Here is a 26,237-nt window from a genome sequence, read left to right on the forward strand (position 1 = left end):
CTTATGTTTCTTTTTCTCTTTACGCAACCGTTTTCATAAATCTATTTTAATAAAAGCGTTTTCACATTGCAATAGAAATTTATTTTTTTTCATAAAAAAAGATGCTCAAGGAGCATCCTTTTTCATTATGAAATGCGATAAACCCTTGTTTCATAAGGTTTCAACGTGATTGTAATTATTTGTTCATGTTCCGCAACTTCATAGTTATTTAAAAGCAAACGTTTGCGTTCTAATGCGAATAAACTCTCATTATACACAGCTTCCTCTTTTGAGATATTACTAATTACAATGACTTTTTCATCCTGTAGCGTACGTGTATATGCATAAATTTGTGGATCGTCTTCTAAAAGTAAATCGTACGTACCGTAGTTCAGTACATCGTGCTCTTTTTTCAAGGCAATCATTTTCTTATAGAAATTGAAAATAGACTTTTCTTCATTTTTTTGCTTTTCAACATTAATTTCTTTGTAATTTGGATTCATGCTAAACCAAGGTGTACTTGTTGTGAAGCCAGCATTCATTTCATCGTTCCACTGCATAGGTGTACGTGAATTATCGCGGCAAGAAGCCCATATAATTTCCATCATATCTTGATGTGATACGCCCTCTGCAATTTTCTCACGATATAAATTTTTAATTGCTACATCATCGTAATCTTCAATATTCGGGAACTGAACATTTGTCATACCAATTTCTTGTCCTTGATAAATAAACGGTGTGCCGTGCATAAAGAAATACATCGCTCCTAAAGCCGTTGCACTTTCACGCCAATATTCTTTATCATTTCCCCAAGTAGACACAATACGTGGCTTATCATGATTTTCAATATATAAAGCATTCCATCCCTTATTTTCTAAACCTTTTTGCCACTTTGTTAATACTTTTTTCAACTCAACAACATCAAGATCTTTCTTCTTTTCTGCATCCCATAAGCTTAAATGCTCAAATTGGAATACCATATTGAATTTACCATTCTCTTCTCCAACCCAAAGATCAGCATCTTCAACTTTCACACCATTTGCTTCTCCAACAGTCATAATATCGTATTTAGCAAATGTATTTTCTTTTAATTCTTCTAGTAATGGCTGAATACCATTTACATTCATATGTTTGTCAAAAGAAGGCACATACTTTAACCCTTTTGGATTTGGCATATCCTTGAGGCCATCTTCTTTTTTTATATGACTAATCGCATCGACGCGGAAACCATCAATACCTTTATCAAGCCACCAATTAACAGTATCATATAAAACTTCACGAACTTCTTTATTCTCCCAGTTCAAATCTGGTTGTTTACGCGAGAATAAATGTAAATAATATTGCTCTGTCACTTCATCATATTCCCATGCAGAACCATTAAAGATACTTTCCCAATTGTTTGGTTCCGCGCCGTCTTTACCATCCTGCCAAATATACCAATCACGCTTTGGATTTTCTTTAGAAGAACTTGATTCAATAAACCATGGATGTTCATCACTTGTATGATTAATAACTAAATCAATAATAAGCTTCATGTCACGCTTATGAACTTCATCTAGTAGCATATCAAAATCTTCCATCGTACCAAATTCATCCATAATATCTTGATAGTCACTAATATCATAACCATTATCGTCATTAGGTGATTTATACATTGGACAAATCCAAATTACATCTATACCTAAATCTTTTAAATAATCCAGCTTTGCAATAATCCCCTGTAAATCTCCAATACCATCACCATTTGAATCCATAAAGCTACGTGGATAAATTTGATAAGCGACAGCTTCTTTCCACCATGTCTTATTCATACTAATTCTCTCCTTTTGCATCCCATCGGATTTTTTATGCAAACGTTTTCGTAACACTATCATAACAAAATATGAATAGTTTGCAACTGTTTTCATTGAACTCTATGTAGTTTCCTTATTCTTATGCCTTATTTATTTCTCACAAAGATAAAGTGAAACTTTAATCGTTAAGGAGGTGTCCATTCCCCGCTGATTATTAGCCCTTACCAATCGAGATTTTACGAGCAGCCCTATCTTCTTTTTTTCAGCCGGATTGTCTTACCGCTCGCAAATAACGGGATAAATCTAACCCTTCTCTTCTTCTCGTCCATGCGTGTTAAATACACTCTTCATATACTAATACAAGCTCATATTATTTCAGAAAGGAGATATAAATTGAAACAAACAAAATTAACTGGTCGTATCGTCGTTCCCTCGGATCCTGGGTATGACATAGCCCGAATAAATTTAAATTTAAGCATTCCAAAATTTCCTTGTATTATTGTTTTTTGTCAAAATAAAAATGATGTGTGTAACGCCTTAAAATGGGCACGTGAGCGTCATATACCATTTCGCTTAAGAAGTGGACGACATAGCTACGAAAATTTCTCTCTTTTAAATGGCGGGCTTATTATTGATGTGAGTGAAATGAAGCAAATTACGGTTAGTACAGGAAAATTAACAGCAACAATTGAAGCGGGTGCAAATCTTGGCACTGTGTACAAAGAACTTTGGAAATATGGTGTTACAATACCAGCTGGCACAAGTGCAAGTGTCGGAATTGTGGGGTTAACACTCGGCGGTGGCATTGGCATGCTTTCACGCTTATTTGGACTAACATGTGATCAATTAGTAGAAGTCGAAATGGTACAAGCGTGCGGGAAATTTGGTGCAAAAATCATTCGTGCAAATGAACAAGAAAACCCTAACCTATTTTGGGCATGCCGTGGCGGTGGAAATTTCGGGATTATTACTTCCTTAACCTTTCGAGTCCACCCTATTAAAAACGTATCAATTTTCTCACTTACATGGGAATGGAAAGACTTTATTGCTGCATTTCAAGCTTGGCAAAACTGGGCACCTTATATAGATGAACGTCTCAATTCATCAATTGAATTATTCTCTAAACAACGAAATAAAATCGAGGTGAAAGGTGAATTTGTCGGCTCTCCTTCTGAACTCTATCATCTATTATCTCCTCTTCTTGAAACTGGTAATCCTTCTCTCTTTATAGATGAAGTCCCGTATATAAAGGCTGTTCAATTCTTTAATAGCGGCAATATTCCTGAAAAATTCAAACGCTCTGGTTCCTACGTATATAAACCTATCCCTCTTAAAGGTATTCAAATCTTACAATATTTTCTTTCTCATGCACCAAATAAAGATGCGAGTATTTGGCACCAATCACTCGTAGGTGCTGTAGAAAACATTTCGCCTAATGAAACAGCTTATTTCCACCGCAAGGCAATCATTGCTCAAGAATATATTACTTCTTGGAAATGCAACGATGAAGAAAATCGAAATATACGCTGGGTTAAAGATTTACGGGAAAGCTTAGATCCTTACACACTAGGAGACTATGTCAATTGGCCCGATATCGACATAAAAAATTGGCAAACTAGTTATTATGGCTCTAATTTTCAAAGGTTGCGTAAAGTGAAGACAGCATATGACCCTTGTAATGTTTTTCGTTTTCAACAAAGCATTCCTCCTTTTTACATTGAAAATCGTTCAATGGTTTGTTTCAAGTCCGCTGCTTGCTTCTCTAAATCCTTTAATAATTGATCGATTACTACCATATTTTTAGATTGTTGCAACGTCACACGTGCCACTTCTTGTGAACCAGCTGATGTTTCCTCAGCAATTGCTGCTACAGCCTTCGTCTGTGCTCCTGTTTGATGAATGTGACTCACTTGTTCGTTCATATAGCTACTAATTTGCTTAGTTGCATCGGCAACTTCCATAATACTCGATGACATTTCTTTTAAAATTAATTCAGTAGCTTCTCCTCGTTTTGCCTCTTCTTTAGCTGTTTTCACTTGCTCCGTCATTTTCAATGCGACTTGTTGCACTTCCTCTTGCATATTTCGTAATAACTGCGATATATTTCTTGCAGAATGATCGCTTTCATCAGCAAGTTTACGTACTTCTTCAGCTACAACTGCAAAGCCCCTTCCATGCTCTCCAGCACGAGCTGCCTCAATAGAAGCATTTAATGCTAATAAATTCGTTTGACTAGCAATCTCACTCACAACAGAAACAATATGTTCTACTTGTCTCATTCGTTCTTCTAACTTCTGTACATTTTGCATCGAATCTTCATTCTCTTTTGCCAATGTTTGAATGCCTTGAATTAAAGAAGTAAAGACACGTGTACTTTGTCCTAAAGCTTGAACCATTTCTAAAGACAATTCGTCGGACTTTTTTGCTTTTTCTTCTACTTCACTCGCAATAGAGGTTGTTGTATCGACAGTTGAAACAATCGCCTGAATGGAAGCTGCTGATTGCTCGGCGCCAGAAGAAATCTCTGCAAGAGTTTCAGACACACCGCGTGCTTGCTTTGTCGCTTCCCCTGTTTGTCTTCTAATTTGCTGAACTTGATTATTTGTATACGAAAATGTAGTATCAATATTTTTTACCATACCTCTTAAGTTCTCGAGCATCATATTAAATGCAACACTTAAAGATTTAATCTCATCATCTACTTTTGGCAATGGGACATCTTCACGAATATCACCATCAGCCGCTTTCCTTGCTGCTTCTTCCAACTTTCGAAGTGGTTTAATTAAAAATATTGCTGCCCCATACGCTAAAATTCCAGACCATACTACACCTAATAACATAACGATAATATTATAAACAGTTTGACTTACATAACTTTGAAAATAATCATATATAACGTAAATAAAAAATAAACTTGTTGAATATGTAATTAAGGCTAAAACTGTAGTGAATAGCATAAGTTGTGTACGTAAGCCAAAGGAAAATGTCTTCCTTTCTTTTTCCATCTCTTCTTTCCCCCTTCTTATAAGCAATATAAGTGCTACCTATCTATTATTATCCATATTTTCGTTATAGAAAGATATAGAGATTTTAAAAATCATAATTCCCTTGAATATCAAATTCCGTCAAAAAAATAAAGGATTCTGACAATTTATGACTAATAACAGAAATAAGGGGAAACATTTGTAAAATATATTTTTGACTGGGGGTTTTGTATGATCCAAGTTCGAAATCTAGTAAAATCATTCGGCTCGCTTGATGTTTTAAAAGGAATTGATTTAGAAGTAAAAGAAAAAGAAGTTGTTGTTTTAATTGGTGCCAGTGGTTCCGGTAAAAGTACATTACTTCGCTGTCTTAACTTTTTAGAAATGTACGATGAAGGTGAAATTCACTTACAAGGTGAACGAATTGATCCGAAGCATTCAAATTTAAACAAAGTCCGTGAAAATGTCGGTATGGTTTTTCAACACTTTAACCTCTTTCCTCATATGACCTCACTAGAAAACATCATAGAAGCACCTATTCACGTAAAAAAATTGGAGACAGCAGACGCGAAGGATGTTGGGAATCAACTCCTACAAAAAGTCGGCCTGCAAGATAAGGCGGATGTAACTCCTCACCTACTTTCAGGTGGTCAAAAGCAACGCGTTGCGATTGCACGAGCTCTTGCTATGAATCCTAAAATTATGCTATTTGATGAACCTACCTCAGCCTTAGACCCTGAACTTGTTGGAGAAGTATTGCAAGTTATGAAAGAACTTGCTGAAGAAGGAATGACCATGATTATTGTTACTCATGAAATGAATTTCGCAAGAGATGTAGCTGATCGCGTCATATTTATGGATGACGGAAAGATTGTAGAGGACGCTCCGCCAGCACAATTCTTTTCAGCTCCATCACATGAACGAGCAAAACAATTTTTACGTAACGTTTTATAATATAACTTCTGTTTCAAATGAAAAGAAATACATCCATACGGTGCACAACTAATTGTCCAAATAAAATATCTCAGTAACATACTTAAAACCATCCGTATGATCAATATATAGGAGGGGTTTTATGAAAAGAAAACTATTAACCATTGTTGCGAGTATTACATTATGTACATCCTTCATACTAGGAGCCTGTAGTAAGGAAAGTGCTACTACTTCTTCAAATGGTGAAAAAGAATTTCGTTATGCGATGAGTGGCTTATATAAACCTTTTAACTATAAAGAAAATGACGGAAAGCTTGCCGGTTTTGATGTGGAAATTGGTGAGGCACTTGCGAAAAAAATGAATATGAAACCCACTCCTATTACAAATCCATGGGAAACGCTAATTCAAGGTCTACAATCGAAAAAATATGATGCTATATTGGGCAGTATGGCAATTACAGAAGAACGCTTAAAAGCTGTTAGTTTCTCCAATCCTTATTATCGTTCTGGTGCCCAAATTTTTGTGGCTAAAAAGAATACATCTATCTCTTCTCCAGAAGATTTGAAAGGTAAAAAAATTGGTGTTGTAAAAGCTAGTACCTTTAAAGACCTTGTTGCAAAACATACAGATCAAATCACAGAATATGATAGCGATATTACTGCACTTATGGACTTAGAGCCTGGACGTATTGATGCAGTAATCACTGATCAAATGGTCGGTTTACGTATGATCAAAGAAGGTAAATCAAATATAAAAGAAGCTGGAAAACCATTAAATCTTGATGAAATGGGAATTGCTATTCGTAAAGATGATAAAGAAATGGTTGAGAAAGTAAATAAAGCTTTAGATGAAATCATTAAAGATGGTACGTATGAAAAGATCAGTAAAAAATGGTTTGGGCGTAATATTCTCGGTGAAGAGGAAAAAACGAAGTAAATTAGCTAGTCAAATGTTTCATACATTATGCCCCACTTTTTATGTGGGGTATTTCATTCCCTACTAAAATCCATACAATATGAGGTGACACATATGTTTGAAATTTTTATGTCTACTTATCCCACACTCTTAAAGGCTACTATTGTCACATTACAATTAACATTAACATCCCTATTACTCGGTTCACTAATTGGATTACTATTCGCTTTTTTTCGAATCTCTAACAATAAGATTTTAAATAGTATTGCTCATGTATATATCGCCATTATTCGTGGTACACCTTTAATTGTTCAAATTGCCATTCTCTATTTCGGTATTACATCGATTATTGTCTTCACTCCTTTTTGGGCAGGAGCAATTGCTTTAGCAATCCATAACGGTGCATATATTACTGAAATTTTCCGCGGATCCATTCAGTCCGTTGACCGTGGACAATTGGAAGCTGCTCGCTCTTTAGGTATGCCTTACCCTTTAGCTATGCGCCGAATTATATTACCACAAGCATTTCGTCTGTCTCTTCCCCCTCTAGGGAACCAATTTATTATTGGATTAAAGGATTCTTCACTTGTCGCTTATGTAGGAATGTCCGAATTATGGGGATCCGGTTTATCAATTGCCGCAGGTAACTTCCAGCAATTAGATACATATATCATTGTTGGTGTATACTATCTCGCACTAGTTCTTCTATTTACTTATCTTGTTAGTCTTCTAGAAAAACGACTACAACGAAAAGAAAATAACTCTGTCCAGGTCAAGACGAAGAACAAGAAAGAAGTCTCTTTATAACAAAAAGCAAGCTCTAAGAGAGCTTGCTTTTTCATCGTAAAATATGTCTATTATTGATTTACTTTTTTTATAGTCTCTTTTTCCTCTATATGTTCCTCACGATATGAAATATTATGAGGATCCAATCCATTTCCTAAAGAACCATAGAAATGCTCCCTATGCGGATCAACTAATTCACTTCCGTGATAATACACACGTGGTGTATTCCAAAGTGCTGCCAAAGCTTTTGTCATCGGCATTTCGTGATAGCGTTCCGGCCACATTTCTTTAATTTTATCTTTTACTAATGGATAGTATTTAGAACTCATAGCAGGAAACAGATGATGTTCTGTATGGTATGAGAAATTGAAATGTAAAACGTCTACCCAGCGCGGTACTGTTACTGATAAACAGTTTGCTAAAGGATCATTTACTGGAACAATAGGATTTAAGCGGTGATTTGTTGCGATATACGCCATTACAATAAAGTTAGCAATTAACAACGGAATCACGTATGCAAAGAACCACTTTGTAGGTCCCATAATAAACAATAAACTAATCCAAACTGTCCAGGGCAAAAGAAGTTGAAGCCATACAGATTTTTGATTGGATGACTTAAATTCTTTTATAAAATGAAAGAACATTCGAGTCGAATGTAACGTAAATTGAATTGTTAGTGACAGGAAACTAAAGAATGAACGTACATGAAGAGGCATGCGATATACCCAACTCAAAAACTTACTCTTTTTCAGTTTCTCAAATGTCGGCCATGCATCTGGATCATTCTCTTCATGCTGTGTGTGAACATGATGCGTTGCATTATGCCACTTTCTCCAAAGTTTTGGGCCAGTTGATAATGGCATAAATGCTATCGCACCTAAAAAATCACGAAGCCATGCCTTTCTTACAACTGTTCCATGTAAAATTTCATGTCCTAAAAATCCAAGTGAAGCAAAACATAATCCAAGAACAATTGCAATTCCTAGATTTGCCCACACATTCAATTCAAATACACCGATCGTTATTAAACCAGCCAATGCCACAAGTAAATAAGCCAGTCCACCAAATAATCGATTAGGAACTGGTTTAAATGCTTTTTTCGGCAAATGTGGTGCTACACGTGCTGCATACCACCCAAACGTATGAAGCTCCTTCATCCTTTTGCCCCTTTCTTATGCCGCGCCCCGCGCAACTTGCATATATCAATTCTTGCTTCCAGATTGATTTTACTACGTGATCCAAAAAGCATTTATCATAAGGAAAATATACTCACTCTATCGTCACTTAATTTTCGCTTTTATTATCAATGAAAAACATTTCTCTTTTTACTCTCTATCAACCTTTCCACATGATGAATCATAACAATAGAATTTCTATATTGTCAACAACTTTTATGACCTAGTAATAAAAGTTGGTTATACTTTTATAATCATACTTTATTTCACTAAAGAAAAAGTATAGATTTCATAGGGGTTTATCCACTATATATATACATATACTTAAACACCATGGACTATATCTCATTCAAGAACTCTCTATGTAATCAACAAACGGAATCACTTAAATTTAGCTTTATATAAATCCTACTTCTTCATAATGCCCCATCAAATTAATTATATTAAAATAATTTAATTCCTCTTTTAATAAAAATAGACTCCTTCTAAAACAACACACATGAATTTCATATAATATGGAAATATTAAAAGGAAAATGGTTCTAAATCAGGAGGTTTCCGTAATGACAAGTGATACATTTCCACAATTGCCACTATCTTATTGGATTGAATCTACTCAGTTTCCTACTTTCCCTCGTTTATCTGAAAATATAAAGACGAAAGTTGCTGTTATCGGTGCTGGTATTACAGGTATTACTACTGCCTATTTACTTGCAAAAGAAGGCATCGACGTTGTTTTAATTGATTCTGGTCTTATTTTAAACGGAACAACTGGGCATACAACAGCGAAAGTAACAGCACAACATGATCTTATTTACGACGAATTAATAAATCATTTCGGTGTGGAAAAGGCCAGGCTTTACTATGAATCAAATAATCATGCTCTACAATTCATAAATGAAACTGTTCAAACATATAAAATCGACTGTAATTTCTCAAATGAAGATTCCTATTTATATACAACTACCGATAACGGATTAAGAAATTTATCGAAAGAATATGAAGCTTATCAAAAATTAAATATACCTTGTGACTATGTTCAATCTCTATCGATTCCTATTCCAATACAATCTGCACTTGTAATGAAAAATCAAGCACAATTCCATCCCCTCCTTTATTTGAAAACACTTTTAGAAAAGTTTGTGGAGATGGGTGGCAAAGTTTATGAACAAACAACAGCTATGGATGTGGAAAAAGGAGATTATCCACAAGTAATTACAAAGGAGGGGCATCGCATCACTTGTGAATATGTCGTCTCTTGTTCTCATTTTCCTTTTTATGATGCGAATAGCTTTTTCTTTACGAGAATGTACGCAGAACGCTCCTATGCTCTTGCAATAAAAGCAAAAACAGATTATCCAGGTGGCATGTATTTAAGTATCGATGATCCAAAACGCTCCATACGTTATACGACAAGCAATGGAGAAAAGTTGATATTGATTGGCGGAGAGAGCCATAAAACAGGCCAAGGAATTAATACGATGCTTCATTATGATGCACTATATTCCTTTGCTGAATCTACTTTTGGAGTAGATGAAATTCCTTATAGATGGTCAGCGCAAGATTTAATCACGCTAGATAAACTCCCTTATATCGGACATATTAACGAAAGGAATCCAAATATATTTGTGGCAACTGGATATCGTAAATGGGGAATGACGACTGGAACTGCAGCAGCTCATTTACTGAAGGACTCCATTCTAAAAGTCCACAGCCCATATAAAGAGCTGTTTGCACCATCACGCTTTCATGCAAACCCAGATATAAAGACATTCCTCTCTCAGAACATTGATGTTGCTAAACATTTAATTGAAGGGAAAATTGAAACCGCATTACGTAAACCAGAAGATCTTGAAGTTGGCGAGGGATCTGTTGTACATGTTAACGGTAAACGAGCAGGTGCCTATAAAGATAAAGAAGGAAAATTACATATCGTCGACACGACTTGTACACACCTCGGCTGTGAAGTTGAATGGAATAACGGTGATTGCACTTGGGATTGTCCTTGCCATGGTTCCCGTTTTTCAATTGATGGGGATGTTATGGAAGGTCCAGCAGATCAACCATTAAAGCTAGTTGATAACGAATAAAAAAACAAAGAAGTTCAACGGGAATCCTGTTGAACTTTTTTATTTTTCATGACACCTTTTCATATAAATTTCGACATACGCAGGGAAATATTAACATTAAATAAAATAAAATAATATATTCATCTACAAATAAAAGGAGTGAATACTATGCAACCTTCTGCTCCACCTCATCTAGAATCTACAGAAACTATCTTTTCAAGTTCTATTACAAAACTTGTTGTTTTTATTTGTTGGCTAGCCATTCTAGCTGACGGATATGATTTAGGTATTTACGGCGCCGTTCTGCCAAAGCTCCTAGAAGACAAAAGCTGGGCACTATCACCAGCCCACGCTGGAACAATTGCCAGCTATGCTTTATTTGGGATGTTTATTGGTGCTATTCTAGTTGGAACCATTACAGATCTAATTGGACGAAAATGGACACTTATATGCTGTTTAGCCCTTTTTTCTATCACAATGGGCTTAGCTGCAATTGCTCCTTCTCCTGAATTATTTGGGTTATCTCGATTTATCGGAGGAATCGGATTAGGCGGTGTTATCCCAACGGCTTCAGCACTTACTGTTGAATATTCACCAAAAAAACGGCAATCTTTTATTTATGCTCTTATGTTTACTGGCTATCCTTTAGGTATCGTGTTAGGCGCTATTTTATCCATGTTTATGCTAGAAGATTTCGGATGGAGAATTATGTTTGGCATCGGAATGATTCCGCTACTCCTCATTCCTTTCATTATTCGTTATTTACCTGAGTCCATTCAATTTTTATTATCACGAAATCGACAAGAAGAAGTGAATAAAATTCTTAATCGCTTTCAAATTGAATTCCATGTAAAAGATGAAATTCCTGAAACACCATCTAATATACAAAAGAAAAATGGATTTCTTACGTTATTCTCAAAAGATTACATAAAAGCAACACTACTTTTTTGGCTCACTTATATAATGGGAATGTTTTTAATATACGGTTTAAATACTTGGCTACCACAGATGATGCGCCAGGCAGGATACCCTCTTGGATCTAGTTTATCATTTCTACTTATACTAAATATTACTGCAGCTATCGGTGCAGTATTTGCTGGGGCGATTGCCGATCGTATAGGAGCAAAAATTATTATTAGTATCTCCTATCTTATGGCAGCCATATGTATTGGACTATTAACAATTAAACCATCTGTTACAATCATTTATCTTTTAATTGGTCTTGCTGGAATTGGATCAGTCGGTATTACTCAAATATTAAATGCTTATGTAACACAATACTTCCCATCACATATACGAGCTACCTCCTTAGGCTGGGGACTTGGACTTGGCCGAGTTGGTGCAATTGCTGGCCCTATTCTTGTCGGTATTATTATGACAATGCAATATGACTTGGCGTGGAATTTTTACTTATTCTCCTTTGCAGGTCTTATCGCAGCTATATCTGTTTTCTTTATTCCTACAAAATAAAGTGAAACTTTAATCAGCCCTCACCAATCGGGCGTTTACGGGCAGTTGACCTCCCACCTGACTTCTTCGCTCCAGCCGAACCTTGAGGTGGGAGTCTTACTGCCCGTTAATGCGGGATAAAAAAGAGCACAAACTCACTTGTGCTCTTTTTCATATACTTCAAACAACATATTTCGAAATAATGTATTCAAACTCTCAATATCAATCCCTAATCCCTTTTCAATCCCTTTCACGTATTGCTGATAATAATCAATTTGTTCTTCTAAAAATTGATTTAACGCCTGAACTTTCAATCCAACATCTAATTCCGTACCTGCTTTTTTCTTTACTAACAACTTCTCAATCTCATTCAATACACTACGTTCTATAGATAGTTCTATAAGTAATCGGTCAAATTCTACTGGAGGTAATGTCCCTTTCTCTTCTAGCCACTGACAAGCTAAAATAGGACGTAATACATAAAAGTACTTTTTCAACTTTACATTCTCGCCTTGCAAAAATTCACGATAATTTTTTGAAGCCATATGTAAGTAATGATATATCGTTGCCTTTGGATCAAAATTCTTTTCACTCATTTGCTGAAGCTGCTCTGGAAAGTTAGAGTTTTTCGAATAAAAAATTGGTGATCGAATCCACTCAAGTAAAGCTGGATTTGACTTCGCGAATAGTTGCAATGCCTTTTTAATATCCCAACCACTTATGTCTAAATCATCACTAATTGGATATTCGATTACATCACGCTTATCATGGATTGATAAATACCATTCTACAGGGTGTATATAAACAAACCTAACATCATAATCGCTATCTTTCGATGGAAATCCCCAAGCACGACTCCCTGATTCCACTGCAAATAAAATTTTCACATCATTCTCTTTTTCAATTCTTTCTAACTCTAATTCAATTTTCCCTCTCATTTCATACCATCCCCATTTTTTGATTATTTCCTTGGAAATTCGACAAATATACGACTAATTTTACTATATACCAAAACAGCTGTCAGACAATTTCTGACAGCTCAATAAAGCACCTATTTTTTCTTTTCAATTACAGTAGCAGTAATTCGTTCAAACTCTTTTTGAATTTCCTCTTTATATGCATCCACTTTTGAAAAATCCATAGCAGCAATATAAATTCGTTCTAATTTATCACGAACTGATTTTGCTTTTGCTAAGAAAGACATCGCCTCATTCATTTTTGCTTTATATTGAATGGAAACGTCACGAATTTCTGTAGCATACTTCTCATCCGTCCCTGGTTTAACAATAAGAGCATACATATCTATAATCTCATCACCTTCGCGACTTGGAAAATATTCATGTGGTGCGGTACTATCAAAAATTGCAAATCCTAATTCTCTTACGATAACCATATCAAGACTATTCGGGTCAAATCCGCAATGATATACTTCAACGTCAAAACCTTTTTCTTCTGCTGCCTTCGATAACTTTTTAAGCATTGTTGATTTTCCAGAACCCGGGCGTCCTTTTATAAAATAACGATGTGGTAATCCTTCTGTTAAATTAGGAACAAAATCAACTGCTCCTTTCGGTGTAGCAGCTCCTAAAAAACGATGTTTCACAATCGATTGTTTTCCCTTTTTATCTGCAAATAATTTCTGAATTAGCTGTTCTGTTAGTTCATTTGCTTTATTAAAATCAATGTTATTAATATATATTTTCTCCCACTCATCATGTATAACTAACGCCTCTTTAAAACATCCGTAAGCAGATTTGAAAGCCTTGCCCGCTTCTAATACAAACCGTTCAATTTCTAACTTCTGCTTTCTTAATTTATCTGAGTCCCAAGCAACTCCTAAATTTATATACTCTTCAATAACTCCTGGCATTTTCGGCTCAATAACATGCGGTGATGTTCCATCAACAATTCCTACTTTTAATTTCGGAATAATCACTCCATCAACTGACTTATTATCAGAAGAACAATGCAAAAGTTCAATATCATATCCTTTTTCAACCCATTCACGACCTATTGCCTTAATTAAAGAAGATTTTCCCGTTCCTGGACCACCCTTTAAAATAAACAACCTATCTAGCCCTTTTAAATTCTCTTCGTATAAATTATGAAATCCTCTAGCTGTATTGCCACCAGCATAATAATTTAATACATTCCCTGTCACTGCACTCACTCCTTCGCAACAGTCTACTTACATAAGCTACAATATGCGAGCAACTTTATTTGGGTGAACACCTAATTTGTATTGCATGAAAAAAGGAAATGAATTACAATTTAAATATCACAAATATTCCGAATTTAAAACCGAATAAACCTTTATCAAGAGAGGCAGAGGGACCGGTCCTTTGAAGCCCAGCAACCTCAGTTTATGCAAACTGAATAGGTGCTAATTCCTGCAAAATGCATTGCATTTTGGAAGATAAAACTCAACTAGTATGTAAAGCTCATCTTTCTTGATTATGAAGGATGGGCTTTTTATTATTTGAAAAAAATATATTGGAGGTATGTAAAATGAAAGTAATTGATCTATCACAAACGTTTGAAAATAATATGTCTCAATTTCCTGGAACACCAAAAATCCAACTAGAAGCCATTACAAGCGTTGAAGAAACAGGTTATCAAGTTACGAATTTTCATTCTGTCGTTCATGTTGGTACGCATTGTGATGCGCCTGCTCATTTCATTTCAGGCGCAACCACTATTGATCAATTACCCCTAAATCAATTTGTAGGCGAAGCTGTTCTTATCGATGTGACTCATGTTCAAGAGCGAAAATTACCTAAGGAAGTATTACATACTGTCGACATAAAAGAAGGCGATATTGTCATTTTCCATTCCAATCTATCTAATAAATGGAATACCGAAGCTTATGAGAAAGAAGCGTTTTATCTTTCCGAAGAATTAGCTGAAGAACTAGTTCAATTAAAAGTAAAATCTGTCGGTTTAGATTTTATTTCTCCTGATGAGGTAACGACAGAAACATCACCGATTCATCACATACTGTTAGGAAATAATATTTACTTAATTGAAAACTTAACAAACTTAGATGCCATTAAAGCGAAACGATTCTTTTTCTCAGCAGCACCTTTAAAAATTAAAAATAGTGACGGTGCTTTCGCAAGGGCATTCGCTGTTATTTTTTAAACATGGTCTACAAAAAAAGCAAAGATCACTTTTGACCTTTGCTTTTATATTTTTTATTTAAGTTAAAAAAGAATTGCTCCACCCTTGGGCGTATCCACGCTAAATAATCTTTATCTTTCTTCTTTGTACAAGCTATCTCTTCTCCATCTACCATTTCGACAAGTTCTAGCTCTAACAGTTGCCTCGTAAATGCTACCATATTTACTTCTTCTGCTGGATATTCTTCTTTTAATTTCTCCTCAATTTCTCCCAATAAAAAACCGTCACGCATCATTGCTAGTGCATCAATCCAAAGTGGCGGCATTTCATATGTCTCTCCTGTAATCGTATCTTTTACAATATAGTTCTTTTGCTCTTTTCGAAATTGAATCGTGTGTAAACATACAGTCGAATTTAATGTTAATTCCATCATACCACCCCTTTCATCATATCCGCATAGAAAAAAGGATGCGCGTGCACCCCTTCTTTTCTTTTCATAACACTACTGAACCGTTACATGAGCTAAAAGCTCTATGTCGATATTTTCCTCCATTATAAACGAAGTTTTTTATAAAAAAAACCCTTCTTGAAACATTTTATAAAATGTTTATATTTACACAACAAGAACACTTTTCTGAAAAGTAATTTCGTCTAATGCACTACACTGTTGGTAAATAAATTTCCACTTTCGTTCCTATCCCCATACTACTTTCAATCGCGATACTCCCTTGATGTTCTTCAATAATTTTATATGTAATCATTAATCCAAGACCTGTACCATTCTCTTTTGTTGTATAAAAAGCTTTTCCGATCTTTTCTATTTTCTCATTTTCTATCCCAAGACCTTGATCTTCAACAGAAATACACAAGTTCTCTCCAGCTTTTTCATATGCCAGAATCTGAATATTCCCGCCTCCTGGCATCGATTCAATTCCATTTTTGATGATGTTTAACAACACTTGTTTTAATTGCTTATCATCACCATTTATAACGGGTAAATTTCCATCTACTTGCAAATTAAATTTCACTTTATATTGAGTTGCATAGCTTTCCATTAACTGTACAACATATAAAAGGATTTCCCCTATATTACACCATTCATAATTTGTTGGTTTCGGTTTTCCTAATAACATCAATTCACTAACAAACCCATTAATTCTCTCAATTTCTTGCAGCATAATCTCATAGCTCATCGTATCTTCAGGATTTCTTTCTTTTTGAATTTGTGTAAATCCTTTTAAAGCTGTTAATGGATTTCGAATTTCATGAGCGATTGTTGTAGACATAGTCCCAATAACCGCTAAATTTTCTGTCTCTTTCATACTGTTCATCATCTCAACAACTGTCCTTACATAAGATTGAAATCTCTTTAATAAAGAATGCGAAATGATGAAAAAGAATATACATAATACAAGCGGAATCACAACTTTTACATCTTGTAATATCAAAGTAAAAAATACATATTTTCCAATTACACTACAGGAAACGAAATAAAAATATTTTCTGTTCACGAAAATGGGTGCAAATAGAATTAAAAATATTTCAACCATATTTCCATTTTCAAAAACACGATCACTGTGTAAATAAATCATTAAGTTATTAATAAGATCAATAAGCATATACCCAATTAAAAATAAGTATTTCACAAAATATACATAACCTTGTTTTTGAAGATATATTGAAATAGTAAATAAAGATATTACTAATATATATACACCTATTCCCATACCACCTTCTGGCCACCCTACCCTTGCTTCATTAATATTCATAGCGGGATAAACAAAATAATAGATAACGTCATATAAAAAGAATATAATATAGAATAATAATATAAATACTTTTAAAGCTTCTCTTTCTTCATAAATCAAGCTCTTGTATTTGTTCATATAAAAACTCCTCTTGATCAATACAAAAAAACATTTCAAGTGTTATCTCTTTAAATTATAATTATGAAATTGCTTTCAGGGCAACATGTAACCTTCTAATACTAAAAGGAAGGAGATACAGCTCCTTCCTTTTCAGTTACAATTTATATCCATCTTACCCTATCATTTAGCAATCCATCTGTAAAATTATTATGTCCTACTACAAAATCCTTCATATATAAATTTAAATATTCCCCATACTTACTTTCAGTATTTAATAATAATTCTTCTACATAATAAGCGCCTTGTCCAAAAGTATCTAACAGTAAACTACATAAGCCAGCATAAATTCCACACCCTACTTGGAAGTACGTCGCATTTGTTTTATATTTTTGAAAAACTTGGCTACTATTCATTACATTATACATGTATGTCTCATTATGTTCATAAACGAGCAACACACCGACTAAATCTTCTCCTATAATATCATCTTCTGCTGGATTAAATACTTTACGATTCCAATTCCATAAATCTTCCACTTTATCTAAGTTCTGTCTAATTAAGTTTGTTGTATACTCATTGATCCGATAAAGAAAACCCACTTCCATATTAAAAGATTTCCCTAAAATTAAAACTTCTTCATGTGGCATTAAGCAACCATAAAATTCTTTTTCACCTAACTTTACTTTATACTCTGAAGCATATACATCCTCATAAAAGTAAAGTGGACGATGATGACTCATATACATAGGATAACTCCATATCGCTTCATCCAGAAAACGCTCAACTGCCCACGATGCATAAAGTGTATGAGGTTTTATAAGCTCTTTATCATTCAAAAATGAAGTATCATGTTCTACAATATAGCATGCTCGCGGCTTTTCATTTGGACGTTCTTTCATAAGCTCAACAACCATCCATTGAACAACACCAGGATTCATACCTGAGCCTATAATCGCTCTTGTATTTGTAAATGTTTCTTTCTCCTTCCCAAACCTCGTATACCTTTCCGTAAGCTGAAAACCAAGTAAACTATCGTCTTGATCTACTGCCTCATTTTCCAAAGCCGAATTAATATAACAAATGCCAAGGTCATTACAACAACTCAGTACCCTAATTGTATCTGCACCTGAAACATCAATAACAACCTTCGTTCTTTTTTCCTTTAAATGATGTTTAAATTTGACTACATCTTGAAGGTTTATTTCATATAAAAAAAATTGCTCTTTCAAATTTGGAAACAACTCATCATAATAACTTTTATCTTTTTGTTTTATATCCACCAAATGGAAGTTCACATTCTTTATCACTTCATAAATTGGATCTTTTTCATTTACTACCGCTTGATTCAAAATTGCTAACACTGCTTTTGCTGCTCCACCAGCACTGCCAAGTAATGTAATCGAAAACGAATCTGGAAACTGCTCCACAAACAAAACCCCTTTAATAAAGTAGTTGAGCAGCACTTCCTCAAAAGTGAGTTGAATACACAAAAAGGTAGCTCGTACACCTTTAGTACAAGATTGCCCCTTCAAAGATCACACTAACATACCTATATGATATTCAATTCATTTCCCCCTCATATCCAAATCGAATTAAACAAATAGGCTCGACCTTTTCTTCCCTATATATAAAAGAAAAAGCCAGCCCTTTCAACTAGCCTACGGACAATGGACAGATTTCACATGTTGAATATTCACGTACATTTTTGCGTCACGTGCTTTTAATATTTCAATATGCCCTTCATCAATTTTCGTCATCTTTCCGATTTTATTAGATTCCTCGCCTAAATCAAACACCATAATTTTCCCTGACATTTTAATAAGCTGTTCTTCAAAAGTTCTAGCTAGAGTAATATTTAATGGATTTACGGGGAGTTCATTTTTATTGAGGGAATAAGGCACTTGGTTCTCTTTATAAGGAATTAACCACTTCAAATGCTTTAAAGATATATATACAGTTTTGTAAACAGGGCTATAAAAAACAATATAATCGTTCATCACACTTGTAACATAACCGTGTATCGGAACATTTCCTGCCACATAAATTTCTGTAAAAATCCCTTTAGATGTGATTAATACTTTTCTCAAAGAAATTGAAGGTGATTCCCTCTTAATTACAGAGTCCACACCAGGCTTTAATATTTCTTCATCATGCTCTCTTAAAAATTTATAATACTGGATATGGTATAAAGATATATATACATAGTCTTGTCCATTGTAAAGAACTACAATATCATTTCCTACATCAATTAATACACCTTTAAATCTTTTTTCACCGATTAATTTAACGTATATATTTTCTCCAATATTTTTGTTTAACTCATTCATCTATATCCTCCTTTCTATAAAATACTACTTTTCCTGCCTTCCATTTCTAAAAAAAATAATCAGGGCAATGTTCTGTCTTTTAATAGTAAGAGATCCTTTTCATATATCGTTCATAATTGTAGCGAACTATGAAATCGTTCTTTACTTCCAATCATAATGCCCCTCTTATTTATTAAACATTATTCATCTTCATTCTTTTTACATTTCACTACTTGACTCACACTCTTAATATGATAATTAATTATATAAATAACTTCATCACAGTTTACTAGTATAATACATTCTTCATGCACTTCACTTAATAAACCTTCTACACACTCTGGTCCACCGCGATTAATCTTTATCCACTTATACTTCAGGTCTTTTAATACATCAAAAAAAGTATCTTCATCAGAATAGAAACATGAACCATAGTAATCGTCACATTTTGTTTCTTTCACTTTCTTGACTAGACTCTTCACATGTTTCAGCTGATAATACACTACTTCTCCATGGGGTAATTGTAGTGTAAGGTAATCTTTTCCTAACGATAAGAGTACACCTACTCGACTTTCTGGTCCGCGCAGATTTACTTTTACATTCTCACCGACTAAACCTTTAATTTGATCACAGCATAATACGCTCTCCAAGTTCGTATCCTCCTTCCTTATTATCTTCCTCTACTTGATTGTCTTTGTGCACGAGTTCGACCTGAATTATTGCTTTCACTATTGCTTTCACTGTTGCTTTCACTGTTACTTTCTTCGCTCTCTCCGCACACTACTGGGCTATAACTAACACTCTTAATATGAGTTATTGAAATTAATATAACTTCTTCTTTTACAATTAATGTCACATAATCACAAGAAACATCTTGTAAAATACCTTCAATTTTTTCTGGGCCACCCCGATTAATTTTCACCCAGCGATATTTGAAGCTTTGAAGTAGCTTTTCAAAGTCATCTTCATATTCCAACCATCCATAATCATCTGCTTCACAATCTTTCGTATTTTTTGTAACACTTTTTAGATGGCGAAGCTGATAGTAAGAAAGCTCTCCTTTTTCACTCTTTAATACAAAGTAATCCGAACATACTGCGACTATTATTCCTTTTTGAGATTCTGGACCACCTCTGTTTACTCTCACGTAAGATCCAATTAAGTCTTTCAAAAAATCACAATGAAATAAACTCACGAGAAAACCCCTTCCATTAATTTATAAGCTTTTGCACTGATAGTATATGTATCTGTACAGGTTATGTTCGCTATGTTTGTCCCCGCTATGAAAAAATATGCTTTTAACTAATAATACTAATCCCCATAAAATCTTCTTTCCCTTAAAGTAACTCTAGGATTTCGGATGACTTTTTCATCCCTTAATATAAAAAGCCCCCGTATTAAGATACATTTCTGCATATCTTAATACGGGGGCTTTTTATAAATTTAATCTTCGTCTTTAACATCCATATCTTCTGGAATTGGTTCATTTAATATTTCTTCCACTAACTGCTTATATTTCTCCATTTGTTCTAAATGTGTATTAAACTGTTCCTTATTTATTAAATATTGCTCTCCATCAAACAATGCACGAACTTTCTTTTGCTGAATTAAGTCTTCAACATACGATTTTGGTAATTTCAAATACTCCGCAGCCTCTTCTATCGTTATATACAATGTGTTCATTCCTTTATTATTTTTTCATATACATAATGTATCTTACTTTATTTTTGTAAACAAATAAAAAAGATTTTGTAAATACAAATTAAAAAGCAGGTAGATGCATTCCATATATTGTATAATAGTATAGTAAGTATTTTTTTAAATATAGAATGGTATTACCCATTTACACAAAGGAGAGTTAACATATGGCTACTCGTCACATCATTACAATGTTAGAAAAAACATTACGAGTTGAAACAGAAAACACAATTTCTCATCTATCTAAGTCTTTATCCGATCGTATTCTTTCACAAAGTGCAGCAGTACATGAAAATAATTGTTATCATACGATTGGTGAATGGTACAAAAATCATTTCTTATTCCAACAAGATGATTTCCTTTGGGCTAAATACGTTTTCTATGATGCATATTGTGAAGCTATAAAAAAACAAGGCAATCTTACAAAACGCGTTCGTCAAATATTAGAATCATTAGCTCGACAACATGGAAAACAATATATTGTTTCTATACAAAATATCCCATTTCCTAATGAACAGGAAAAAGGGACAGCATAATTTAATAATGGTCCGCACAAACCAACTATAGATTCATTGTTTCCTAGAAATATTTACAAATAAAATGTTCAAGTCTTTGTGTTCCCTTTTTATAGAAATACATTCATATGACATGAACTAATGAAAACGGTGTTATGAAAATGATTGAAAATATAGTAAACAGGAAAAACCCCATTTGTATCTCTCGTCCATAGAAATAGAGATGTAAATGGGGGTATACTTGTTCCTTTATTATTTCATCATCTGCTTAATCAATTCTCGATTTCTCTTCTTAAATACTTCATTATGGGAAGAAACCATTCCGTACTCACTTGCATCAGGTTGAATAAATTGTTTCGCTTTATTCACAGCATTTCCAGCATCTTGGAATGCCCCTGCAATTAAATGCAATTTCCCGTCATGCTTTAAAATATCTCCAGCGGCATATAATCCGTCTACCGAGGACTCACTATTTGCATTCCCTGCAATATAATAATTATCAACAATAGCAACATCTAGCTCACTATTTTCTAATAATGTTATATCGCGTTCATATCCATGATTAATAATAACTTCATCGATAGATAAATGAGAAACTTCTCCAGTTTCATGATTTGTTAATTCTACATATTCAATCGCTTCATGGTTATCACCAGCAATTAATTTTGTAATCGATGTATTAAAGAAACATTCTGCTGAACTGTTCATAAGTTGTTTTACTTGTGCTTCATGACCAGATAATTCTTCTTTTCTATATGTTAAATAAACTTTTTTCGCGATTGGTTCTAATTCGTTCGCCCAATCAATTGCGGAGTTCCCTCCGCCTGAAATAATTACCGTTTTATCTTTGAAACGTTTTAACGATTTAACTGTATAATTTAAATTTGAGACTTCGAATCTCTCAGCACCTTCAATTGATAACTTTTGTGGATTCAATATACCACTCCCAGTTGCGACGATCACTGTTTTTGAAAAATGTTCTTCCCCAGAGCTTGTTTTCAACGTAAAAATACCCTCTTCATTACGAATAATTGATTCTATTTTTGTATTCAATACAACTTCAGGCTGAAATGTTAATCCTTGTTGTACAAGTTGCTCAATTAATTTCTCACCAGTGACCGGTAATAATCCGCCAATATCCCAAATCATTTTCTCCGGATAAACATGTATTTTTCCACCTAACTGTGGTTGAAATTCTATTATTTTCGTTTTCATCTCTCTTAGTCCACTATAAAAAGCTGAATAAAGCCCTGCAGGTCCTCCGCCTATCACAGTTACATCAAACAATTCTTCTTGATTCATTCGTGTCACTCCTCAGCTACTAATAATTGATTATCATTCTCAATAAAATATAACTTGTTTTTATAAATTTTACAATCAAAATCACTATTGACAATACACCTATATAAAATTATAGTATTTAAAGAATCAATAGTGATAATCATTATCAACTTGTTAATTATTAGCAACTGTGAGGTTACATCTTCTTCTATTACTATGGTGAATACTACATGGTAAAATCTCAAGTTCAAGATTGTTAATAAGACTTTTGTATTACCACTAACTTTTCAAAAGATCAAAGCTAAACAATTTATTGTATATCACATATCATCTATCTAAAGGAGAAAGACGATGAAAAAATTATTTATTTCACTAACAGTTCTGTTCGTCCTTGTTATGAGTGCTTGTAGCAACGGTTCAACAGACAAGAAGAACGACGCAAAAGGTAAGAAATCAGAAACAATTACATACCAATCTGAAAATGGTAAAGTAGAAGTTCCAGCAAATCCACAACGTGTTGTTGTCCTATCATCATTCGCTGGTAACGTAATGTCATTAGGTGTAAATCTTGTTGGGGTAGATTCATGGTCTAAACAAAACCCACGTTTCGATAGCAAACTGAAAAATGTCGCTGAAGTATCAGATGAGAATGTTGAAAAGATTGCTGAATTAAATCCAGATTTAATCATTGGTTTATCAAATATTAAAAATGTTGATAAGTTAAAGAAAATCGCTCCTACTGTAACATACACTTACGGAAAAGTTGATTACTTAACACAACACTTAGAAATCGGTAAATTATTAAATAAAGAAAAAGAAGCAAAAACTTGGGTTGATGATTTCAAGAAACGTGCACAAACAGCTGGAAAAGACATTAAAGCGAAGATTGGTGAAGATGCAACCGTTTCTGTTGTTGAAAACTTCAACAAACAGCTTTACGTATACGGCGAAAACTGGGGCCGTGGAACAGAAATTCTTTACCAAGAAATGAAATTAAAAATGCCTGAAAAAGTAAAAGAAAAAGCTTTAAAAGAAGGATACTACGCATTATCTACTGAGGTATTACCTGAGTTTGCTGGTGATTACTTAATCGTAAGTAAAAACAAAGATACTGATAACTCATTCCAAGAGACAGAATCATATAAAAACATTCCAGCAGTAAAAAATAATCGTGTATATGAAGCAAACATGATGGAATTCTATTTCAATGATCCACTTACATTAGATTTCCAACTAGACTTCTTCAAGAAGAGCTTTCTTGGTCAATAATACAAACATGAGGAATTCTTAATTTAAGAATTCCTCTTCCTTTATTCTATGAAAAGAAAAGATGTGAAACGAATGAAAAAAGAGCAAGACAACCTACGTTCCAACGCTTTTACATACAAATTAATTTTGAGTATCATTGCATTCTTTCTTATTTTTATGTTTGCAATGGTGTTAGGCGCTGCAGATACTTCTATAAAAGACGTATGGTTAGCACTTACTTCCTCTGCTAAAGGAGATAAGCTATCCATCCTTCGTGAAATACGTTTACCACGTGAAGTTGCTGCTATTTTTGTAGGAGCTGGACTCGCTGTTTCTGGTGCAATTATGCAAGGATTAACGCGAAACCCACTTGCCGATCCTGGATTACTTGGCCTAACTGGTGGCGCAAATGCTGCACTTGCACTAACACTTGCCTTCAATCCTTCTATAAGCTACCTTTACTTAACACTAGCTTGCTTTATCGGTGCTGCAATTGGCGCTATTATGGTATTTGGAATTGGCATGGTGAAAAAGGGCGGACTTTCCCCTCTTCGAATTGTATTAGCTGGTGCTGCTGTTTCAGCATTTCTACTTGCAATCTCAGAAGGTGTTGGCATTTACTTTAAAATTTCACAAGATGTATCAATGTGGACTGCTGGGGGAGTAATTGGAACTACTTGGAGCCAATTAAAAATTATTATTCCGGTTATTTCAATAAGTATATTTCTCGCTATCTTACTTGCGAGAAAATTGACAGTCCTTAGTTTCAGTGAAGAAGTTGCTGTTGGACTCGGCCAAAAAATTATCGTCATTAAAACAATTTTATTTATCATTATTATCTTGCTTGCAGGTGCTTCTGTAGCGCTTGTCGGAAACATGGCATTTATCGGCCTTATGGTACCCCATATGGTTCGTCCAATCGTTGGACCAGATTACCGTTTTGTTATACCGATGTCAGCGATCGCTGGTGCTTCCTTTATGCTGCTCGCAGATACAATCGGACGTACAATTAACGCTCCGTATGAAACACCAGTTGCTGCAATCGTCGCAATTGTAGGATTACCATTCTTCCTATTTATTGTACGTAAAGGAGGAAGATCTTTCTCATGATGCAATCTATTCTAAAGAAACAACGCCTTATCATACTTGCATTACTCATACTTACCATCACAACAATTGTAATTGGAATGGGGCTCGGTTCTGCCGCTCTCTCCTATGACAGATTAATCCCAACACTTATGGGACAAGGTTCATTTAAAGAAGAATTCGTTTTATATTCTTTAAGGCTACCTAGAATCGTCATTACATTATTAGCTGGTATGGCACTCGCTTTATCAGGTGCTGTATTACAAGGTATTACCCGAAACGATTTAGCTGAACCTGGTATTCTCGGCATTAACGCTGGTGCTGGTGTTGCAGTTGCTTTTTTCTTTCTATACTTCCCGATAGACGTAGGTTCATTCCTTTACCTACTACCAGTCGTTGGATTTATCGGTGCGTTTCTAACAGCTGTTCTAATTTACGTATTTTCATATAGCAAATCCACAGGCCTTCAGCCAATAAGATTAACATTAACCGGCATCGGTTTTTCCTTTGCACTATCTGGCGCGATGATTGTACTTATTTCATCTGCAGATCGTATGAAAGTAGACTTTATCGCTAAATGGATTGCCGGAAACATTTGGGGAGATGACTGGACATTTGTTTTAGCAATGCTTCCTTGGCTAATCGTATTAATCCCATTTGTTTTCTATAAGGCAAATAGATTAAATATACTAGCATTAAACGAGCCAGTAGCAATCGGTGTTGGAATTGAAATTGAAAAAGAACGAAGATACTTATTAATCGCAGCCGTTGCACTTGCTGCCGCTGCTGTTTCCGTAACAGGAGGCATTAGCTTTATCGGACTTATGGCTCCTCACATCGCCAAATCTTTAGTAGGTCCAAGGCATCAAATATTCATCCCTATCGCCGTTTTAATCGGCGGATGGTTATTACTACTAGCGGATACAATTGGACGAAATATCGTCGAACCTAGCGGTATTCCAGCTGGTATTGTCGTTGCTTTAATTGGTGCACCTTACTTTATGTATTTGTTGCTTAAGAAAGTGTAAGAAA

General features: G+C 34.5%; 24 protein-coding genes, 1 pseudogene and 1 riboswitch. Of the genes and pseudogenes, 11 read left to right on the plus strand and 14 right to left on the minus strand.

Going from position 1 to position 26,237, the window contains the following annotated elements:
- Positions 1 to 125: 125 nt before the first annotated feature.
- On the minus strand, positions 126 to 1,790 hold the full coding sequence (locus MKX66_RS17770) for a glycoside hydrolase family 13 protein (protein ID WP_341086834.1): 1,665 nt from the start codon (positions 1,788 to 1,790) through the stop codon (positions 126 to 128).
- Positions 1,791 to 2,165: 375 nt separating this feature from the next.
- Here MKX66_RS17770 and MKX66_RS17775 point away from each other — a divergent pair, with 375 nt between their 5' ends.
- Positions 2,166 to 3,554, plus strand: coding sequence for an FAD-dependent oxidoreductase (locus MKX66_RS17775; RefSeq protein WP_341086837.1), 1,389 nt, complete (start codon positions 2,166 to 2,168; stop codon positions 3,552 to 3,554).
- On the opposite strand, the gene MKX66_RS17780 is transcribed toward MKX66_RS17775, so the two are convergent.
- Positions 3,485 to 4,435: a methyl-accepting chemotaxis protein gene (locus MKX66_RS17780; protein ID WP_412097846.1), complete on the minus strand. Its 951-nt coding sequence runs from the start codon at positions 4,433 to 4,435 to the stop codon at positions 3,485 to 3,487. The genes MKX66_RS17775 and MKX66_RS17780 overlap by 70 nt on opposite strands.
- Positions 4,427 to 4,777 (minus strand): annotated as a pseudogene (locus MKX66_RS30890) (HAMP domain-containing protein); the annotation flags it as partial. The gene MKX66_RS17780 and the pseudogene MKX66_RS30890, both read right to left, overlap by 9 nt.
- Positions 4,778 to 4,987: 210 nt before the next feature.
- On the opposite strand from MKX66_RS30890, the gene MKX66_RS17785 reads away from it, so the two are divergent.
- The 3 genes from MKX66_RS17785 (at position 4,988) to MKX66_RS17795 (ending at position 7,412) form a co-directional block, all read left to right on the plus strand.
- Complete coding sequence (locus MKX66_RS17785) at positions 4,988 to 5,710, plus strand: amino acid ABC transporter ATP-binding protein (RefSeq protein ID WP_002029539.1); 723 nt, start codon at positions 4,988 to 4,990, stop codon at positions 5,708 to 5,710.
- Between the two features lie 121 nt (positions 5,711 to 5,831).
- Positions 5,832 to 6,626 (plus strand): ABC transporter substrate-binding protein, encoded by a 795-nt coding sequence (locus MKX66_RS17790; RefSeq protein ID WP_002016697.1) that lies wholly within the window; start codon positions 5,832 to 5,834, stop codon positions 6,624 to 6,626.
- A gap of 93 nt (positions 6,627 to 6,719) precedes the next feature.
- Positions 6,720 to 7,412 (plus strand): amino acid ABC transporter permease, encoded by a 693-nt coding sequence (locus MKX66_RS17795; RefSeq protein ID WP_002140233.1) that lies wholly within the window; start codon positions 6,720 to 6,722, stop codon positions 7,410 to 7,412.
- A gap of 50 nt (positions 7,413 to 7,462) precedes the next feature.
- Here the strand turns inward: MKX66_RS17795 and MKX66_RS17800 are convergent, their stop codons facing one another.
- Complete coding sequence (locus MKX66_RS17800) at positions 7,463 to 8,548, minus strand: fatty acid desaturase family protein (protein WP_002091268.1); 1,086 nt, start codon at positions 8,546 to 8,548, stop codon at positions 7,463 to 7,465.
- Positions 8,549 to 9,128: 580 nt separating this feature from the next.
- On the opposite strand from MKX66_RS17800, the gene MKX66_RS17805 reads away from it, so the two are divergent.
- Together MKX66_RS17805 and MKX66_RS17810 are read left to right on the plus strand one after the other, a co-directional pair.
- On the plus strand, positions 9,129 to 10,655 hold the full coding sequence (locus MKX66_RS17805; RefSeq protein WP_341086839.1) for an FAD-dependent oxidoreductase: 1,527 nt from the start codon (positions 9,129 to 9,131) through the stop codon (positions 10,653 to 10,655).
- A gap of 147 nt (positions 10,656 to 10,802) precedes the next feature.
- Positions 10,803 to 12,104: an MFS transporter gene (locus MKX66_RS17810; protein WP_215590626.1), complete on the plus strand. Its 1,302-nt coding sequence runs from the start codon at positions 10,803 to 10,805 to the stop codon at positions 12,102 to 12,104.
- A 134-nt stretch (positions 12,105 to 12,238) separates the two neighbouring features.
- Here MKX66_RS17810 and MKX66_RS17815 read toward each other — a convergent pair whose 3' ends face one another.
- The gene (locus tag MKX66_RS17815; protein WP_215590625.1) at positions 12,239 to 13,021 is read right to left on the minus strand and encodes a nucleotidyltransferase domain-containing protein; all 783 of its coding nucleotides are present in this window, start codon (positions 13,019 to 13,021) and stop codon (positions 12,239 to 12,241) included.
- Between the two features lie 113 nt (positions 13,022 to 13,134).
- Entirely contained in the window at positions 13,135 to 14,244 is a 1,110-nt protein-coding gene (locus tag MKX66_RS17820) for a PRK06851 family protein (RefSeq protein ID WP_341086844.1), read from the minus strand.
- Between the two features lie 149 nt (positions 14,245 to 14,393).
- Positions 14,394 to 14,506: riboswitch (SAM riboswitch) on the plus strand.
- Between the two features lie 85 nt (positions 14,507 to 14,591).
- Here MKX66_RS17820 and MKX66_RS17825 point away from each other — a divergent pair.
- The gene (locus tag MKX66_RS17825; protein WP_002091277.1) at positions 14,592 to 15,224 is read left to right on the plus strand and encodes a cyclase family protein; all 633 of its coding nucleotides are present in this window, start codon (positions 14,592 to 14,594) and stop codon (positions 15,222 to 15,224) included.
- 25 nt (positions 15,225 to 15,249) lie between these two features.
- Here MKX66_RS17825 and MKX66_RS17830 read toward each other — a convergent pair whose 3' ends face one another.
- The 7 genes from MKX66_RS17830 to MKX66_RS17860 all read right to left on the minus strand — a co-directional run bounded on the left by MKX66_RS17830 (position 15,250) and on the right by MKX66_RS17860 (position 21,060).
- Positions 15,250 to 15,633, minus strand: coding sequence for a hypothetical protein (locus MKX66_RS17830; protein WP_033708170.1), 384 nt, complete (start codon positions 15,631 to 15,633; stop codon positions 15,250 to 15,252).
- 229 nt (positions 15,634 to 15,862) lie between these two features.
- Positions 15,863 to 17,089, minus strand: a complete 1,227-nt coding sequence (locus MKX66_RS17835; protein WP_341086845.1) for an ATP-binding protein — start codon at positions 17,087 to 17,089, stop codon at positions 15,863 to 15,865.
- A 143-nt stretch (positions 17,090 to 17,232) separates the two neighbouring features.
- Complete coding sequence (locus MKX66_RS17840) at positions 17,233 to 18,498, minus strand: S-adenosylmethionine decarboxylase related protein (RefSeq protein WP_341086847.1); 1,266 nt, start codon at positions 18,496 to 18,498, stop codon at positions 17,233 to 17,235.
- 231 nt (positions 18,499 to 18,729) lie between these two features.
- Positions 18,730 to 19,398 (minus strand): hypothetical protein, encoded by a 669-nt coding sequence (locus MKX66_RS17845; RefSeq protein WP_002016710.1) that lies wholly within the window; start codon positions 19,396 to 19,398, stop codon positions 18,730 to 18,732.
- Between the two features lie 179 nt (positions 19,399 to 19,577).
- Positions 19,578 to 20,027 carry a hypothetical protein gene (locus tag MKX66_RS17850; protein ID WP_002016711.1) on the minus strand — a complete coding sequence of 150 codons (450 nt, stop codon included), beginning with the start codon at positions 20,025 to 20,027 and terminating at the stop codon, positions 19,578 to 19,580.
- 20 nt (positions 20,028 to 20,047) lie between these two features.
- The gene (locus MKX66_RS17855; RefSeq protein ID WP_088293265.1) at positions 20,048 to 20,572 is read right to left on the minus strand and encodes a spore coat protein; all 525 of its coding nucleotides are present in this window, start codon (positions 20,570 to 20,572) and stop codon (positions 20,048 to 20,050) included.
- A gap of 248 nt (positions 20,573 to 20,820) precedes the next feature.
- Entirely contained in the window at positions 20,821 to 21,060 is a 240-nt protein-coding gene (locus MKX66_RS17860; RefSeq protein WP_002010190.1) for a helix-turn-helix domain-containing protein, read from the minus strand.
- 182 nt (positions 21,061 to 21,242) lie between these two features.
- On the opposite strand from MKX66_RS17860, the gene MKX66_RS17865 reads away from it, so the two are divergent.
- A complete protein-coding gene (locus tag MKX66_RS17865) occupies positions 21,243 to 21,611 on the plus strand; it encodes a hypothetical protein (RefSeq protein WP_002010187.1) in 369 nt (122 codons plus the stop codon).
- 231 nt (positions 21,612 to 21,842) lie between these two features.
- Here MKX66_RS17865 and MKX66_RS17870 read toward each other — a convergent pair whose 3' ends face one another.
- Complete coding sequence (locus tag MKX66_RS17870; protein ID WP_016121395.1) at positions 21,843 to 22,892, minus strand: NAD(P)/FAD-dependent oxidoreductase; 1,050 nt, start codon at positions 22,890 to 22,892, stop codon at positions 21,843 to 21,845.
- A 330-nt stretch (positions 22,893 to 23,222) separates the two neighbouring features.
- On the opposite strand from MKX66_RS17870, the gene MKX66_RS17875 reads away from it, so the two are divergent.
- Genes MKX66_RS17875 through MKX66_RS17885 form a run of 3 tightly spaced genes read left to right on the plus strand, consistent with a single transcriptional unit; the run spans position 23,223 to position 26,233 of the window.
- Positions 23,223 to 24,140 (plus strand): iron-hydroxamate ABC transporter substrate-binding protein, encoded by a 918-nt coding sequence (locus tag MKX66_RS17875; protein ID WP_000732562.1) that lies wholly within the window; start codon positions 23,223 to 23,225, stop codon positions 24,138 to 24,140.
- A gap of 48 nt (positions 24,141 to 24,188) precedes the next feature.
- Positions 24,189 to 25,229 (plus strand): FecCD family ABC transporter permease, encoded by a 1,041-nt coding sequence (locus MKX66_RS17880; RefSeq protein WP_215590622.1) that lies wholly within the window; start codon positions 24,189 to 24,191, stop codon positions 25,227 to 25,229.
- The gene (locus tag MKX66_RS17885; protein ID WP_002191791.1) at positions 25,226 to 26,233 is read left to right on the plus strand and encodes a FecCD family ABC transporter permease; all 1,008 of its coding nucleotides are present in this window, start codon (positions 25,226 to 25,228) and stop codon (positions 26,231 to 26,233) included. The genes MKX66_RS17880 and MKX66_RS17885 overlap by 4 nt, the downstream gene beginning before the upstream one ends.
- Positions 26,234 to 26,237: the final 4 nt, after the last annotated feature.

This window comes from Bacillus sp. FSL R9-9530 (assembly GCF_038008145.1).
Classification (GTDB): Bacteria; Bacillota; Bacilli; order Bacillales; family Bacillaceae_G; genus Bacillus_A; species Bacillus_A mycoides.